Source organism: Bisbaumannia salifodinae (assembly GCF_055388505.1).
In genome coordinates this window covers 2,437,329-2,451,617 of sequence record NZ_AP043781.1, presented here as the reverse complement: position 1 = coordinate 2,451,617, position 14,289 = coordinate 2,437,329, and the positions used below count along the sequence as shown (strand labels likewise).

The 14,289-nt window shown below is 65.1% G+C and carries 21 protein-coding genes; 8 read left to right on the top strand and 13 right to left on the bottom strand.

The window, feature by feature from the left end; translation table 11 throughout:
• The first annotated feature begins 242 nt into the window (after positions 1 to 242).
• From ureE to ACZ5EF_RS11460, 5 genes are all read left to right on the top strand, one after another.
• The gene (ureE, locus tag ACZ5EF_RS11480) at positions 243 to 758 is read left to right on the top strand and encodes an urease accessory protein UreE (protein ID WP_346064222.1); all 516 of its coding nucleotides are present in this window, start codon (positions 243 to 245) and stop codon (positions 756 to 758) included.
• Positions 748 to 1,443 carry an urease accessory protein UreF gene (locus ACZ5EF_RS11475; protein ID WP_346064223.1) on the top strand — a complete coding sequence of 232 codons (696 nt, stop codon included), beginning with the start codon at positions 748 to 750 and terminating at the stop codon, positions 1,441 to 1,443. The genes ureE and ACZ5EF_RS11475 overlap by 11 nt, the downstream gene beginning before the upstream one ends.
• 260 nt (positions 1,444 to 1,703) lie before the next feature.
• Positions 1,704 to 2,345 (top strand): urease accessory protein UreG, encoded by a 642-nt coding sequence (gene ureG / locus ACZ5EF_RS11470; protein WP_346064224.1) that lies wholly within the window; start codon positions 1,704 to 1,706, stop codon positions 2,343 to 2,345.
• Between the two features lie 43 nt (positions 2,346 to 2,388).
• Positions 2,389 to 3,003: a HupE/UreJ family protein gene (locus ACZ5EF_RS11465; RefSeq protein WP_346064225.1), complete on the top strand. Its 615-nt coding sequence runs from the start codon at positions 2,389 to 2,391 to the stop codon at positions 3,001 to 3,003.
• A gap of 228 nt (positions 3,004 to 3,231) precedes the next feature.
• Positions 3,232 to 4,710, top strand: coding sequence for a phospholipase D-like domain-containing protein (locus ACZ5EF_RS11460; protein ID WP_346064226.1), 1,479 nt, complete (start codon positions 3,232 to 3,234; stop codon positions 4,708 to 4,710).
• Between the two features lie 224 nt (positions 4,711 to 4,934).
• On the opposite strand, the gene ACZ5EF_RS11455 is transcribed toward ACZ5EF_RS11460, so the two are convergent.
• The 12 genes from ACZ5EF_RS11455 to ACZ5EF_RS11400 all read right to left on the bottom strand — a co-directional run bounded on the left by ACZ5EF_RS11455 (position 4,935) and on the right by ACZ5EF_RS11400 (position 12,021).
• Positions 4,935 to 6,092, bottom strand: a complete 1,158-nt coding sequence (locus ACZ5EF_RS11455) for an Arm DNA-binding domain-containing protein (RefSeq protein WP_346064227.1) — start codon at positions 6,090 to 6,092, stop codon at positions 4,935 to 4,937.
• A 136-nt stretch (positions 6,093 to 6,228) separates the two neighbouring features.
• Positions 6,229 to 6,750, bottom strand: coding sequence for a hypothetical protein (locus tag ACZ5EF_RS11450; RefSeq protein ID WP_346064228.1), 522 nt, complete (start codon positions 6,748 to 6,750; stop codon positions 6,229 to 6,231).
• Positions 6,677 to 6,961, bottom strand: coding sequence for a hypothetical protein (locus ACZ5EF_RS11445; protein ID WP_346064229.1), 285 nt, complete (start codon positions 6,959 to 6,961; stop codon positions 6,677 to 6,679). Before ACZ5EF_RS11445 ends, ACZ5EF_RS11450 begins: the two co-directional genes overlap by 74 nt.
• Positions 6,951 to 7,166 (bottom strand): TraR/DksA family transcriptional regulator, encoded by a 216-nt coding sequence (locus ACZ5EF_RS11440; RefSeq protein WP_346064230.1) that lies wholly within the window; start codon positions 7,164 to 7,166, stop codon positions 6,951 to 6,953. Before ACZ5EF_RS11440 ends, ACZ5EF_RS11445 begins: the two co-directional genes overlap by 11 nt.
• 2 nt (positions 7,167 to 7,168) lie before the next feature.
• Complete coding sequence (locus ACZ5EF_RS11435; RefSeq protein WP_346064231.1) at positions 7,169 to 7,567, bottom strand: DUF7673 family protein; 399 nt, start codon at positions 7,565 to 7,567, stop codon at positions 7,169 to 7,171.
• Entirely contained in the window at positions 7,564 to 7,893 is a 330-nt protein-coding gene (locus ACZ5EF_RS11430; protein WP_346064232.1) for a phage antirepressor KilAC domain-containing protein, read from the bottom strand. The genes ACZ5EF_RS11435 and ACZ5EF_RS11430 overlap by 4 nt, the downstream gene beginning before the upstream one ends.
• Positions 7,894 to 7,912: 19 nt before the next feature.
• Positions 7,913 to 10,591, bottom strand: coding sequence for a toprim domain-containing protein (locus tag ACZ5EF_RS11425; RefSeq protein WP_346064233.1), 2,679 nt, complete (start codon positions 10,589 to 10,591; stop codon positions 7,913 to 7,915).
• A 37-nt stretch (positions 10,592 to 10,628) separates the two neighbouring features.
• Positions 10,629 to 11,018: a hypothetical protein gene (locus ACZ5EF_RS11420; RefSeq protein ID WP_346064234.1), complete on the bottom strand. Its 390-nt coding sequence runs from the start codon at positions 11,016 to 11,018 to the stop codon at positions 10,629 to 10,631.
• 48 nt (positions 11,019 to 11,066) lie between these two features.
• Entirely contained in the window at positions 11,067 to 11,333 is a 267-nt protein-coding gene (locus tag ACZ5EF_RS11415; RefSeq protein ID WP_346064235.1) for an Ogr/Delta-like zinc finger protein, read from the bottom strand.
• Positions 11,330 to 11,524, bottom strand: a complete 195-nt coding sequence (locus tag ACZ5EF_RS11410) for a hypothetical protein (RefSeq protein ID WP_346064236.1) — start codon at positions 11,522 to 11,524, stop codon at positions 11,330 to 11,332. Before ACZ5EF_RS11410 ends, ACZ5EF_RS11415 begins: the two co-directional genes overlap by 4 nt.
• Positions 11,525 to 11,561: 37 nt before the next feature.
• Positions 11,562 to 11,765, bottom strand: coding sequence for a hypothetical protein (locus tag ACZ5EF_RS11405; protein WP_273666769.1), 204 nt, complete (start codon positions 11,763 to 11,765; stop codon positions 11,562 to 11,564).
• 40 nt (positions 11,766 to 11,805) lie between these two features.
• Positions 11,806 to 12,021, bottom strand: a complete 216-nt coding sequence (locus ACZ5EF_RS11400) for a hypothetical protein (RefSeq protein ID WP_273666770.1) — start codon at positions 12,019 to 12,021, stop codon at positions 11,806 to 11,808.
• Between the two features lie 43 nt (positions 12,022 to 12,064).
• On the opposite strand from ACZ5EF_RS11400, the gene ACZ5EF_RS11395 reads away from it, so the two are divergent.
• A complete protein-coding gene (locus tag ACZ5EF_RS11395; protein ID WP_346064237.1) occupies positions 12,065 to 12,343 on the top strand; it encodes a hypothetical protein in 279 nt (92 codons plus the stop codon).
• A 5-nt stretch (positions 12,344 to 12,348) separates the two neighbouring features.
• Here the strand turns inward: ACZ5EF_RS11395 and ACZ5EF_RS11390 are convergent, their stop codons facing one another.
• Entirely contained in the window at positions 12,349 to 12,705 is a 357-nt protein-coding gene (locus tag ACZ5EF_RS11390; protein ID WP_346064238.1) for a hypothetical protein, read from the bottom strand.
• A gap of 94 nt (positions 12,706 to 12,799) precedes the next feature.
• Between ACZ5EF_RS11390 and ACZ5EF_RS11385 the strand changes: the two genes are divergently transcribed.
• Both ACZ5EF_RS11385 and ACZ5EF_RS11380 read left to right on the top strand, forming a co-directional pair.
• A complete protein-coding gene (locus tag ACZ5EF_RS11385) occupies positions 12,800 to 13,465 on the top strand; it encodes an XRE family transcriptional regulator (protein WP_346064239.1) in 666 nt (221 codons plus the stop codon).
• A 48-nt stretch (positions 13,466 to 13,513) separates the two neighbouring features.
• A complete protein-coding gene (locus tag ACZ5EF_RS11380) occupies positions 13,514 to 14,287 on the top strand; it encodes a hypothetical protein (RefSeq protein ID WP_346064240.1) in 774 nt (257 codons plus the stop codon).
• The last annotated feature ends 2 nt before the right edge of the window (positions 14,288 to 14,289 follow it).

Below are 14,289 nucleotides of genomic sequence, written 5' to 3'. Positions count from 1 at the left end.
TGGTCCGAACCCGTATTCGCCACACCACGCGTCCGAAACCCTGGCGTCCCGGCCGGCCTCCCGCGGTCGGAGAGACGGTACCTCCCTGTACCGGCTCTCCCCGGACGGGTCGTCTCGATCTTCATCCCTGAAGATCGACCGCGTCGTCCTGGCCGGGTCGCCAGCGGCCGCGCAAGTTGGCTCAACGGGGGCCGACCTGTCGCCTGCTTGGCTCAGTGACTGAATTCAACGAGACGATACCCATGTTGAAACTGACCGAACGCCTGGGGCCCATCGCGGCGGACCGGGCCACCGACACCCTGACGCTGCCCTATGAGCGGCGCGTGCTGGGCCGCCTCAAGGCGGAAAGCGATAGCGGCCGCGAGCTGGGGCTGTTCCTGGACCGTGGACCGGTGCTGCGCGACGGCGAGGGGCTACGCGGCGAGGGCGGCGAGATCGTGCGGGTGAGGGCGGCCGACGAGCCGGTGGTCACCGCCCGGGTTGCCGCCGGCCTGCCGCTGGCGCGACTCGCCTACCATCTGGGCAACCGCCATGTGCAGCTGGCCCTGGGCGAAGATGAGCGCGGCGGTTTCGTGCGCTTCCCGCCGGACCATGTGCTGGAGGAACTGGCCGAGCGGCTGGGCGCGAGCCTGGAGCACCATCGGGCGCCCTTCGATCCGGAGCCCGGGGCCTACCAGCAGTCGGGCGGGCATGGGCACTCCCATGGACATCACCACCACGATCATGACCACGAGCATCAGCACCACCATGCCCACTGAGTCGGGCGGAGGGCAGGGCGATGATCTGGCGCTGCTGGGCCTGCTGCAACTGGTCAGCCCGGCGCTGCCTATCGGCGCCTTCGCCTTCTCCCAGGGGCTGGAGAGCGCCTTCGAGCTGGGCTGGGTGACGGACGAGGCGAGCCTCGGCGACTGGCTGGAAGGCGTCCTCGACGACGGCCTGACCCGCTGCGAGCTGCCGGTCCTGGCGCGCCTTTATGCCGCCTGGGCCGAGGGCGATAACGAGGCGCTGGTGGCGTGGGATCGGTGGCTCGCCGCCAATCGCGAAACGGCGGAGCTGGCCGCCGAGGATAGGCGGCTGGGGGCGTCGCTTACGCGGCTGCTGGGCAGCCTGGGGCTCACGCCAGACGAGCCGGGGCTCCCCACTGAGGCGGGCTATGTGACGGTCTTCGCCTGGGCGGCCCGGGTGCGTGGCATCGCCCCGCGCCAGGCGCTGCTCGGCTTCGCCTGGGCCTGGCTGGAGAACCAGCTGGCGGTGGCCTGCAAGGCACTGCCGCTCGGCCATACCGCCGCTCAACGCCTGGTGGAGCGGCTGCGCCCGGCCCTGGTGTCCGCGGTGGACGAGGCGCTACGGCTTGCCGACGACGAACTCGGCCCGGCGCTGCCCGGCCTGGCGCTGGCCAGCGCCCAGCACGAGACCCAGTATTCGCGGCTGTTCAGAAGTTAGCGCCGAGCGCCGCGCGCCAAGACTGGATGGCAGGGCGATCACTGGCGAATCCACCTCGCGCGGCCGCTGGCGACTCGGCCGAGGCGACGCGGGAAATCTTCAGGGAAGAAGATTTAGGAAAGTCGGTACAGGGACGTACCGTCTTTCCGACCGCGGGAGACCGGCCGGGGCGCCAGGGTTTCGGACGCGTGGTGTGGTGAGTCCAGTGAGTCGCCCGCGCCGACAGGAAAACGACGAAAGCGTGCAAGAGGAGTGACGATATGACCCATTGTTTACGCGTTGGCGTCGGCGGCCCGGTGGGCTCCGGCAAGACGGCGCTGCTCAAGCAGCTCTGCCTGGCGCTGCGCGACCACTACGATATCGCCGTGGTCACCAACGATATCTATACCCGCGAGGACGCCGACTTCCTGCTCAAGCACGAGGCGCTGGCCGCGGATCGTATCCTCGGCGTGGAGACCGGGGGCTGTCCGCACACTGCCATTCGCGAGGACGCCTCCATGAACCTGGCCGCCATCGACGAGCTCCAGGGGCGTCATCCGGGCCTCGAGCTGGTGCTGGTGGAGTCCGGCGGCGACAACCTCTCGGCCACCTTCAGCCCCGAGCTCTCCGACCTGACCCTCTATGTGATCGATGTCTCCGCCGGCGACAAGATCCCCCGCAAGGGCGGGCCCGGCATCACCAAGTCGGATCTACTGATCATCAACAAGATCGATATCGCCGAGCGGGTGCATGCCTCCCTGGAAGTGATGGAACGCGATTCTCGCAAGATGCGCGGCGAGCGCCCCTTCGTCTTCACCAACCTCTACGACGGCGTCGGCCTGGAGACGATCATCCGCTTTATCCTCGACCGCGGCATGCTCCCGGAGCGCCGGCCGCCGGAGCGCCGGCCGCAGTCCGCCTGAGACGTATCACCGACACAGAAACCCCGGCAAGGAGACCGCCACCATGTTCCACACCCCGACCCATCTCACGACCCCCGCCACGCGTGCCGCCCTGGCCGCCGCGCCCCTGTTGCTGCTGTTCGCCGGGGTGGCCCTGGCGCATCCGGGCCATGAGCATGCCCATGGCGGCGGCTTCGCCGCCGGTCTCGCGCATCCCCTGCTCGGCCTCGATCACCTGTTGGCGATGCTCGCGGTGGGCCTCTGGAGCCTGCGTCAGTCCCGGGTCCTGGGCCTGGCCGCGCCGCTACTGGCCGCCGCCGGCATGCTGCTGGGGGCGGGCCTGGCCTGGGCCGGCATCGCCCTGCCCGGAGTGGAGTTTGGCATCGCCCTGAGCGTGCTGCTGGCGGGGGTGCTGATCGCCGCCCTGGTGCGGGTGCCGAGCCTCGTCGGCGCCGGGGTGATCCTGCTATTCATGCTCTTCCATGGTCATGCCCATGGCAGCGAGATGCCCCAGGGGGCCTCCCTGGTCGCCTATTTCGCCGGCTTTACCCTGGCGACCCTGGCCATCACCCTCGGCGGGCGCCTGGCGGGGGGCTGGCTGATGGCCCGGGAGAGCCGGCTGCTGCGTGGGCTGGGTGTCGCCCTCGCCGCCGTCGGGGCGCTCTTCGCCTTCGGTTGATGGCCCGGGAGAGCTGACTGTCCCGGCAGGTGCGCGGCCTGGGTGTCGTCCTTGCCGCCGTCGGGGCGCTCTTCGCCTTCGGTTGATGGGGCCTCCCTTCTAGACTCGCGCGCCCGGCCTTGGCCGGGCGCGCTGCGTTTCGGCTCGGAAGCGGCTATGCTGGCGACGCGGCAGTGGGCCGTATGCATCGGGTGTAGGGAGACCGGGATGGAAAAGCGGAGGCGGCGTATGTGGCTCGGGGGGCTGGGCGTGGTCGCGCTGGCCTGGGCGGCCATGGGCCTGTGGCAGAGCGTCAAGCCGCTGCCGGAGGGCATCGGCCGGGCCTGGCCGGTGCGTGGCGTCGAGGAGGTGCGTTTTCTCGCCGACCGCACCTGGTATGACGCCGCAGGGCGGCGCCATCAAGAGCAGGCGATCTTCGACGAGGCGCTGGCGATGATCAGTCAGGCCCGGCGCCTGGTGGTGGTGGACATGTTCCTGTTCAACGACTTCGCCGGCGAGGCCGCGGGGGAGGGCTTCCGGCCGCTCTCCGGCGAGTTGAGCCAGGCGCTGCTGGCGCAGAAACGCCGCTACCCCGAGCTCGAGGCGGTGGTGATCACCGACCCGCTCAATACCCTCTATGGGGGCCTGGCCCTCGAGCACCTGGAGGCGTTGCGCGCGGCGGGGATTCGGGTGGTGGAGACCGACCTGACCCGGTTGCGGGCCTCCAACCCGCTGTGGTCCGGGGGCTGGCACCTGGGGCCCCGCTGGTTCGGCAACAGCAGTGAGGCGGGCTGGCTGCCCAATGCCATGGGACCGGGCCGGGTCACACTGCGCAGCTACCTGAGCCTGCTCAACTTCAACGCCAACCACCGCAAGACCCTGGTGGTGGATAGCGGCGATGACTGGCTGGGGCTGGTCACCTCCGCCAACCCCCACGATGCCAGCAGCCGGCACGGTAACGTGGCCCTGCGTTTCCGCGGGGCGGCGGCGCTGGATCTGCTGGAGAGCGAACGGGTGGTGGCGGCCTGGAGCGGGGTGGCACTTCCCGAACCGGCGCCCCGGGCGGAGCCTGAACCGGCCTCGGAACTCGCGCTGCAAGTGTTGACCACCGAGCCGGAAGCGATCGCGGCACCCGAGGAGAGACTCGCGCTGCAAGTGTTGACGGAGGGGGCGATCCGCGATGCCTTGTTGGCCACTATCACCGCGGCCGAGGCGGGCGACCGCCTCGACCTGGCGGTCTTCTATCTCGCCCACCGCGGGGTGATCGAGGCCCTCGCGGCGGCCCAGGCCCGTGGGGTGACGGTGCGGGTGCTGCTGGATCCCAACCGGGATGCCTTCGGCTTCGCCAAGAATGGCATTCCCAACCGGCCGGTGGCCGAGGAACTGGCCGCGGCCGGGGTGGCGGTGCGCTGGTGCCTGACCCGCGGCGAGCAGTGCCATAGCAAGCTGCTGCTGCATCGCCCGGCGGTGGGCGAGGCCACCCTGATTCTCGGCTCCGCCAATTTCACCCGGCGCAACCTGGATAACCTCAACCTGGAAACCAGCGTGCGCCTGGTCGGGGCACCGCAGGCCCCGGCCCTGGCGGAGGCCGCCGCCTTCTTCGAGGCGCGCTGGCAGAACGGCCCCCAGGGCCAGACCAGCCAGGCGCTGAACGGCGAGGAGCGGGTGAGTCCCTGGATGCGCTGGCGCTACCGTGTGATGGAGGCCACCGGGCTATCCACTTTCTAGCCTTCGGAAACGACAACGCCCCGCATCAGCGGGGCGTTATCCGGTATCCGAGCTCGCCGATCATGCCATGGCGACGTGGCTAATGCTTTGAAAAACAAGAGATATATGGTGCGGATGGGGAGACTTGAACCCTCATCTTCCCATCCTGTTTTCCCTTTTAAAACAATGCTTTGAATTTTTCGGTGGGCCCGAAATAGCCCTGTGGGGACTGAAGTGGGGACTGGCTACAGGTCGAGGAGCTTCTCGACGGCCTGGTGAATGTCCGGTCCATCGGAGTGAATCCACTTGCCGTAGCGCTGCTGGATCATCTGGATGCTGCTGTGGCCGACGTGGTCGGCGATCCAGTGGATGGGGACTAGCCCCGTCGAGAGCATCTGGCTGATGAAGGTGTGCCGGGCGTTGCCGGGGCCCCGGTATCGGACGGCGGCGTTCTTCAGGTGTGCGCGCCAGAACTTCTCGCGAATGGCCTGATCGCCCGAGAACGGCGTCCCCTTGTCGTTGAGGAAAACCGGGCGGATCTTGCGGCGTCGGATGGTGCGGTTATCCCGGTCCATCACCTCCACCGTGATCGGCTTGAGGTGGCCCGTGATGGCATGTTGTTCCTGGAGCGCCTCGCGAGCGGGCTTCAGCAGCCGGTGTCGGCGGCTCGAGCGCTTGGTCTTGGTGACCTTCCATCCGCCTTCAACGATGGCATGCCGATAGCGGATCAGCCCGTTATCGAGATCTTCGACATCTTCCCAACTGAGCGCGATGCCCTCGCTGAGGCGGGCGCCATCCCACAGCATGAAGCGCATCAGGTTCATCGGCTGAGGCCGGTGTGTCGGCGTCGAGACGATTCGCTCGATCTCGTCCAGCGTGAAAGGGTCAGGATCCTGGGCGTCGGGGAGCCTCACGATGATTCCCGTGGCAGGGTTGTAGGTCGCCTTTACGCTGGTGACGTAGAGCGCGAATACCTGGGTGAGGATGGCCACCACTTCTTTGATGGTCTTGCTGGCCAGGTGGTTGAGATCGTCGGCGACCCAGTTCCTCAGTTCGACATGCTCGATGGTGTGAATCTGCCGATGGCCCCACTTGGGCTTCAGGTGTTTGTTCGCCTTGTTCCGGTAGCTACGGATGGAGGAGGCCGCGACCTCGCGCTCCTTGCTCTTCAGCCAGGCATCCAGGTAGTGCCCGAAGGTGTTCCGGGCCACCCGCCGGGAGTTGGGGAAGTGTCTGGCGTAGTCGAAGGTGCCCGATGCCAGCTCGTAGTCGAGCACCTGGGTGAACGCATGGGCGCGCTCACGGTTTTCCGGTGTGTCCGGCCCGAAAGGCTCACGACATTTTTCATCCTGGTATTGGAAATAGACCCGCAGCCTACCGCGATGGACCTCGACACCCGCCATGCCACTCTCCGTTGTCTGTACCTTTATACAGTGTAAGAGAATCTTTGCCGGGTTGGCAGGAGTGCATGCACCGTGGATTCTTGTTTTATACCGTTATATTGATGGGCGAGTGCGGTTGCTCGAAGGGTGAGGCTGGTCAGATCTTACCTATGCGGCGAGCTTGCCAGCGAGCGAACCGGTTATAGATTTTGATGAAGGCTTCGGCAGCCTGTGGGTCGGTGTCCAGCTCGGACCAGGTGCGTACCCCACACGCCTTGCACAGCCAGTCTCTCGCCTGCATCCCGTCGTGGCTGCCATCTGGGCATTCATCCTCGGTCTTGCCGAACTTCTGGCGTTGTCGCCGATCGAGGTAAAGCGGGAATTCACGGCCTTGGCACATCTTGGCCGCTAAGGCGGCCACGCTGTCTTCGGCTCGAACGTTCGTAAACGAGATGGGCTTCATCTCATTGTCGGATGGCTGGATCGGAGCCCCCAGTAGCCGCTCGAACACGGGCCGCACTTCAGGATGGTTCAAAGCGCTGTCCGCCGGAACTCGATATGGGTCGCGTGGCATGGTGTCCCCCGATGGCTTTCCAGAAACAGCACTATAAAGCGCGGGCTCGCCAGCGGCCATAACGCTGCCGGATGCCCTTGAAGATGCCAGCGGCGTGGTGGTCATGATCCAGCTCGGCGCGGCTTTGGATGCCGCAGGCGGCGCAGAGCCAGTCCCGGGCGTCCTGCTCGTTGTGGGTGCCGTCGGGCAGTTGGCTCTCGGTCATGCCGTGCTTGTAGCGGCGCCGGCGGTCCAGGTAGAGGCGGAATGCCGGATCCTGGCAGAGCATGGCGGCTTGGCGGGCCAGTGGCCCGCCTTTGACTCGTTCAGCGTGCATGCCGCCCCCGGCGCTCCCGGATGCCTTGGCACTCGATACAGGTGGTGGCCCAGGGCGCGGCCTGGCGGCGGGGCGCCGGGATCTCGTCGCCGCAGTCTTCGCACCAGGGGTCATTGACCGGTACTTGGGGCGTAAGACGGCTGGCCAGGGCGCCCTCGAGGCGGCGTTCCATCAGTTCGTTGGCGATATCGGCGTTGTCAGCCATGGTCAGTCCTCCCCACCTTTCTCGATAAGCCAGAAGCGATGCATCAGTCGGTCGCCATCGTCCAGGTGCTCGTGCAGTTCGCGGCCGCTGTAGGTGGCCCACTCGATGGCGGTGAGGGCGGCGGACTGGAGGTCGCGGTCGATGCAGCGCAGGCGGTTGAGCTCGAGGGGCCAGTCATCGGCGTTGTAGACGGCGAGCAGGATCCGACGGCAGTGGCGGCTTTGGCCGGTGTCGCGATTGGCCACCTCGACGAGGCGATCTAGGGCGGCGGGGCCGACTTGCTCCAGCTTGGCCAGGCGTTCGTCGACGGCGGCTTCCTCGGCGTAGTGCTTCTCCAGGGCCTGGCGGGTGCGTTCGTTCAGGCGCTCGGTGAGGCGTGGCATGGGGGTGTCTGGTGTCATGACATGCTCCTTGCTTCATGGGCTTGGGGTGTGGCCCGCCGGGCGTGGTGGGCCGGCAGGTGGGCGAGGTCGATGCCGAGCTTGGCGGCGATATGGTCGAGCCCGGCGTCGGTGAATTCGGTGCGGCCGTAGTGGGTCCAGCCGCTGATCGGGTGGTGATAGGTGCCGGTGGCCACCCGCAGCCACTGGGTTTTGCCGCGGTACGGGCCCGCCGGCAGGTTGTCGCTGCCCAGCACGCCGGCCAGGCGCAGGCGGCGGGCCAGGGTGTTGCGCCCCAGGTTGAGCAGCGGGGCGGCCTGGTCGAGGGTGTAGGTGCGGCGATGCATGGCGGTCTCCTTCCCCTGGTCAGGCCTGGAAGATCCAGCACTTCACGCTGGCGTTGCCCAGGCGGATCTGGCTGCGCACGGTGCGGTTGGCGTCGACGAACTTGCGGGTCTTGCTGGAGCGCAGGTAGCGCTTGAGCTCGCGGATTTCCGGCACGCGGAGCTTGTAGTCGGCGCAGCGGCGCTCGAAGTCCTTGAGGTTGATGGCGATCTGCTCGGCGCCCTTGCCGTAGTGGTTGAGCAGTGGCTCCTCGGAGAGGCCCTCCAGGTAGTCGAAGGCCTCCCAGAATTCGGCGACGAGGGGGTGATCGGCGTTGATGGACTGCTGACGCTCGCGGGCCATCTGCAATACCAGGCCCTTGGTCATGTCGATGACTTGGGCGGGGTAGAGGCCCAGGCCATTGGGGCCCAGGCAATCCACCAGGGCCATCAATTGGCCATGGCACTTGGCGATCCGCAGCACCTTGATGTCGGGGTCTTCGGCCAACTGGTTGGCGTAGTGGCGGCCGCGCTGGGTAATCAGCTCGAGCAGTTGAGCCTCGCGGGTGGCCACGTCCAAGACGAACTGGCTGACTTGCTCGAGCTCGGCCTTCTCCATGGCCTCGGCCAGGGCCTTGGTCTGCTGGTTCTGCCCCTCGCGGGTGAAGGTGAGGTGGCAAATACGGGTCTGGATCGCCTCGCCGGCCTGCACGGCGGCGTTCTGGCTGATGACGATGGATCCGCGGAAGGGCGGCTCGTAGGTGTCGTTGCCGCTGTTCTTGACGCCCCGGGCGCGAATGGAGCGGCCGTTGAAGGCGGTCTTCAGCTCGTCCCAGTCGAACTGCTTCTGCTTGGCGCCGTCGCCCTGGTCTCGGTCGGACTCGATCAGCACCACCGGCAGGTTGGAGACCTGGGCGAAGTTGCGGCTACGCGCCGGCATGGTGGCCTTGCTGGGGTCGAAGCCCTCGTAGTCGCGGCGGCCCACCAGCTTCCAGAGGAACTCGATCAGTGTGGACTTGCCGGCGCCGGCCTCGCCGACGATCTCCAGGAAGGGGTAGCTGCCCATGTCGGCGCGGATCTGCTCGGCCAGCAGGCTACCCAGCCAGTAGGCCAGGGCGGTCACGCCCTTGGTGCCGAAGGCGCCCATCAGTTGCCGGGTCCAGTCGGTCTGGTAGGCCTGGCGGTCGGGGTTGATGTGCAGGACGACCGACTGGCTCAGCGTCTTGAGCTGCTTGCGCGGGCCCAGCTCGAAGAAGTCCTCGCTGTTGATCTTGTGCAGCTTGCCGCCGGCCACCGCCAGGTCGCCGAACACATAGGCGCCGTGCTCCTTGCTGTAGCCGATATAGTCGATGGTTTCGACGGTCTTGATGTTGCCGATCTGGTCCTGGAGCAGGGTATCCAGCTGCTGGCTGGTACCGGTCCAGACCGCGCCCGGGGCCACGCCGAGCAGGCGCTTCTTGTACTCGCTGGCACTGGCCAACTGGCCACCGCTGAAGGTGTTCTTCACCGGCGGGCGGCCGTCGGGAAACTCGACCCGGTAGTAGTACCAGCTTTCGTCGGTAACGCTGTTGGCCTGGTAATAGAGGGCGGTGGGGTAGCAGGTGCAGATACGCTTAACGTTGCCGGCCTGCTCCAGGGCGGCATCGCGAAGCACCGGGTCGAGCTGCTGCTGGTCGCCGCCATCGGCACCCTCGGCCCGCACGGAGCGGTCGAAGGCGTCCATATCGAGTTTCCACCACCACAGCTGCCGCTTGAACTCGAACCAGAATTCGCGACGCTCGCTACGGCGGTACATGATCAGCGCCTTGGCCATGGCCGTGGGGGCCAGCAGCAGGGCGCCATGGTGGCGGTAGGTGGCCAGGTGTTGCTCTGTGAGCTCGCCGCGCTGGTGGGCGTCGTTCCAGTCGTGCTTGCCGCCGTGGATCTGCGCCGCCTTGCATTCCCAGCCGGCAGCCCGGGCCCGCTCCACCCACTTGGTGGTGGCCCGCTGGCCGGCGCGGTTGCCGTCCAGGGCCCACACCAGGGTGGGGCGGCTGGTTCCCGCCTGGTGGGCGGCATCGGCCAACTGCTCCAGGGCGGCGTCCGGGTAGTTGCTGCAGCTCATCGCCGAGACGGCGGCGATGCCGTGGTGGTAGAGGGCGATGGCATCGAAGATGCCCTCCACGATCCACACCTCGCCGGCCTCCACCAGGTCGGCGGCGGTGAACACTGGCGGGCACCACCATTGGCCCTTGAAGCGGCCCACGAAGTTGGCCTTCTGCTTGCCGAAGCGCTCTGGCTTGTCGAGCAGGCGCTCCCAGTAGGCGCCACCGGGCAGCGGGAAGCGCACGGTGGCGGTGCCGCCGATCTGTGGCTTCCAGTAGCTCTCCTGGGTGTACCAGCCCTGGATGCGCTCCAGGTCGAAGCCGCGTCCATCGCGCAGGTAGCCATCCGCCACCGGCGTGGCGCTGGCCGGCGCCTCGTGGGCCGGCTGGCCCGGGCGCGGCGCATAGCGCTCGCTCCACGACTCGAACAGCTCCGGAAACAGGCTCTTGACGTGGAGCTGCTCGCCGCAGTTGTTCTCCCGGCCGCATTTCAACATCCACGGCGCATCGGCGGCGATGTACGCCTCGCGCTTGCCACAGGAGGGACAGCGCACCTTTTGCAGGTAGGCGCCGCGCTCCTGGGCGTCATAGTCGCGCTGCAGACGCGCGAGGATGTCCTGGCGAAGCGATGAATTCACGCTGCGCCTCCTTTATCCGTGGAGTGAAAGAAGGGGGTTAGTGCTCGAGGACGACCGGGCGCCGGGTATCGCGGTCGACGACTCTGGCCAGGCCGGCGGCGCGGGCCTGCTCGAGCACGCGGACCAGGTCGCGGGTGGTGAACATCACCGGGCGGCCGCCCTCGGTGCGCAGTACCACCACATCGGCGGTGGAGGCCTTGATGTCGATGCGCGCCACTTGGTTGGCGGCATCCAGCTCGGCATAGGCCTGGATGGTGGCCAGCTCGGCCGCGGCCTCGGTCATGTCGTGGTTGACCACCAGGGCCTCGATGCAGTGGGCCATGGCGTTGACGCGGTTTTCCCAGCGCTGCTTCCACAGGTAGCCGATGGCCAGGTTGTGGGCGTCAAGGTGGGGGGCGATGGGAGTGACGGCGGTCACAGCTTCCATGTGGGCTTCCTTCAGTTCCTGGTGTTCTCGGTGTTGGGCCGCGGCGCGTTAGGCGCCTGCGGTCGATTTCTGCGCCATGACCATCTCCCTCAGGCGCGGCACGAAGGGCAGCGTCACCGAGGGGTTGGGGATGTCGCTGGGCGCGATGGTGTGGGTGATCTCGATCGACGCCTTGCCACGCCAGCCGCAATCCTCGTTGCGGCACTCGAACACGGCCTCGCGGTACACCGGCGTAAGCCCCTGGCTCTTGCGGATGCGGAGGTTCTTGCCGCAGTGCGGGCACGGGATGCGAGGACGGATCGGGACTTCGCTCATGGGTTACCTCCTTGTTGATTGACGGGATACAGAGCTCGGCCGCGGCCGGTGAGCCCCTGGGCGCCTCGGCGGATGCGCCGGCGCAATAGCCACTCGGCGGCCTGCTCTCGGGTTTCCAGCCCCTGCTGGTCGCGGATGGCGTCGAGCACGGCGGTCATCTGCTGGCCGAGCTCCATGGCTTGTTCCGGCATGGGGAACCTCGAATGCACGGTGGATGTGGTGCTGGGTTTAGCCCGCGCTAGCAGCGACAGTGTCGGTGAGCGAGGCCAGGTCGATGCCCAGCACCTCCTGGGCCTCCTTCATCATCATCTGGCGCATGACCTCGGCCTTGGGTACGCCCAGGTAGTTGGCCAGCGCGGTGATGACGTCGGCTTCGTACTGGTCGAGGTAGACGGTGGCCTTGGTGCGAACGCGTTTCGGGTCCTGGTACATGGCGGAGTTCCTTATGCAGCAAGTCAGGACGTGGGTGGGATCAGGACCGAGAGGCTTTTTCGGTCTCGGCTTTGTACTGCTCGATGCCGCGGATCAGCAGCATGCGAGCGGTACTGGAAAGGGAGCGCATCTCCAGCTCGGCGATCTCCTCCAATTGCTCGCGCTCGTCCTCGGCCAGGTGAGTCATGACCGGGCGATTGCATCCAGCGGGAGCGCGCTTGGCGGGCTGGTTAGCGATGGTTTCGGGATGGCGCATCGGTTAGGCTTCCTTAACAGAGTGAAAGACAAGGAGCGAAGTCATGCCGGCCAAAGCCAAGCCTGCGCGTCCGCTGTTCCCACGGCTCGGGCAGATGGAGGCCGACAATTTCAGCAATGTGCTCTACACCGTGGCGGTAAATATCGAGGACACCCTGCTGATGGCCGGTGCCACACCGGGCGAGGATTACACCCGGTTGGACCTGTTGCGGCTTGCCGAGCCTTATGTGGTGGAGCGGCATCGCGACTCGGTACGCAAGGGCGACGGTGGCCTGGGGGTTCATTACCCGGCTACTGCAGTGAGGGACGACGATCACGACTGACCTCTTCAGTGGCCGTAGAGCTTGGCGTACTTGCGCTGGAGGAAGTGCTCCTCCAAGTGCCCGCGCAGGCTGACCAACGCATCCTCGATGGCCTCGTCGTCCCGGCGGGCGGCGATCAGCTCGCGGGCCAGTTGGGCGGTGGCGTTGGCCAGGGTGCGTTCTTCGAGCGCCTCGAGGTCGGCCAGTGGGTTGTTGACCCCGAAGGCGTTTGGCGAGGTGTACTCCAGCAGCCAGCGGCGCATGCCGGGCGAGCACTTGGCCAGCTCGACGCGCAGGCCGCGGATGTGCAGCTCGGCCGGGGCGTTCTCGAGCAGCTCGCGGGCTGCCTGAGCGGCCGGAGTGATCATTCTGGGGTGGGTCATGGCAGTGACTCCCTTGTGATCTGTAGTGGTGTGAAAGACAACAACGACAGGATCGTATCCAAATGGATAACTGTCAAGGGGTGAGGATACCCAATTGAGTATTTTTGGTGAGCGTCTGAGGCAGGAACGCCAGCGACTGGGCTTGTCCCAGGAGGAGTTCGGTGAAGCTGGAGGCGTCAAGAAGGTAGCCCAATCCAACTATGAGACTGGCAAGAGGCGACCTGATAGCGAGTATCTCGAGCGTGTGTCTGCACTCGGGGTGGATATTCAGTTTTTGTTCTCAGGTATGCGAACGGATAACGCTGACGCCACCTTCGGCTTATCGCCCAGCCAATCAGAGGAAGGCTTAGCTCCTGTACCGCTGTTCGATATCGAAGCTGCCGCAGGCGATGGCCGCTCCCTGGAACAGGAGCAGATCGAGACCACGCTCTACTTCCCAGCCGAGCAGCTCGAGGCCCAGGGCCTCGACCCGGCCCAGGTGGTGGGGGTGAAGGTCCGCGGCGACTCGATGGACGGCACCCTCGCCGACGGCGACTGGGTGTTGGTGGACCGCAGCCGCCGCGAGCCGAAGCCGGAAGGGGTCTTCCTCTTGCTGGTTCACGGCGAACGCCGCATCAAGCGCGTGCAGCGCGTCGCCGGCGGTGCCTGGCTGCTGATCAGCGACAACGACCACTACCAGCCGGAGCTGATCAAGCCGGAGGATATGAAGGACGTGGAGATCCTGGGGCGGTGTGAGATTCGGATTGGGCGGGTGAGCTGATGCCTGTATCTAAGTATAAAGGGTTCTTCTATTTGAGGTGTTTTACGCATGGAAGGGAATGAAGAAGTAGGGGCTGTCATTGGAGGTGACAGTCTTCTTTTTATTCTTTTTATTATAGCGCTGCTGGTTGGTGCTTTATTGTTTAGATACGGTGGCTGTATGTGGCTTTCTTTAAGGAAGTGGTGGCCAAAAGCAGAGTACTTCATCCTTGCTTTTGCAGACAAAATCCCCGTTGTTAACAGCTTGTGCTTTTTTCCCGTTAGTAGTCATATAAAAGCTTTGAAAAAGTTCGGTGTTCTCTGGTTGCTGACTACTTCACCTGTTTTACTTTCAGTAGCTCTCTCGGAAGTTCCTGACGGTGCGGGCAATCTAATGACAAAGTTTGTCGCAAAACTTCAGGAAGGGCTTTCTGTGTCAGAGCTTTTTGTGTATTCGGCCTCTTTCCTTACGCCTCTTATCTATATTATTTACGAGAAGTTTCAGAATGCAGAGGATAATGCTGATTTTTCTGAAAAGCTGAGAGAAGCTTTTAAGGTTTTTAAGGGATATCAGCTTATGTCGTTTTTGGCCGCGGTGTCTCTTGCGATCACTGCCGTGGGTTTTACAGCTGTTAAAACAGATTTTGGTAGCTTTAGGAGTACTTTTCTCCATGCGTTTTTAGTGGGAAACTCTCTTTATATATATGTTTTTTCGCTTTTTTGTTGGTATCTTTCTTTGCTGGATAGTGTCGGCGGCGGGAAAGGTTTTTTTCGCCGCAAGGAAATTAATCAAAAAAAGATGCAAAGTGAATTCTCTGATAGATTGAGAAGGTCCGAGGGTTGATT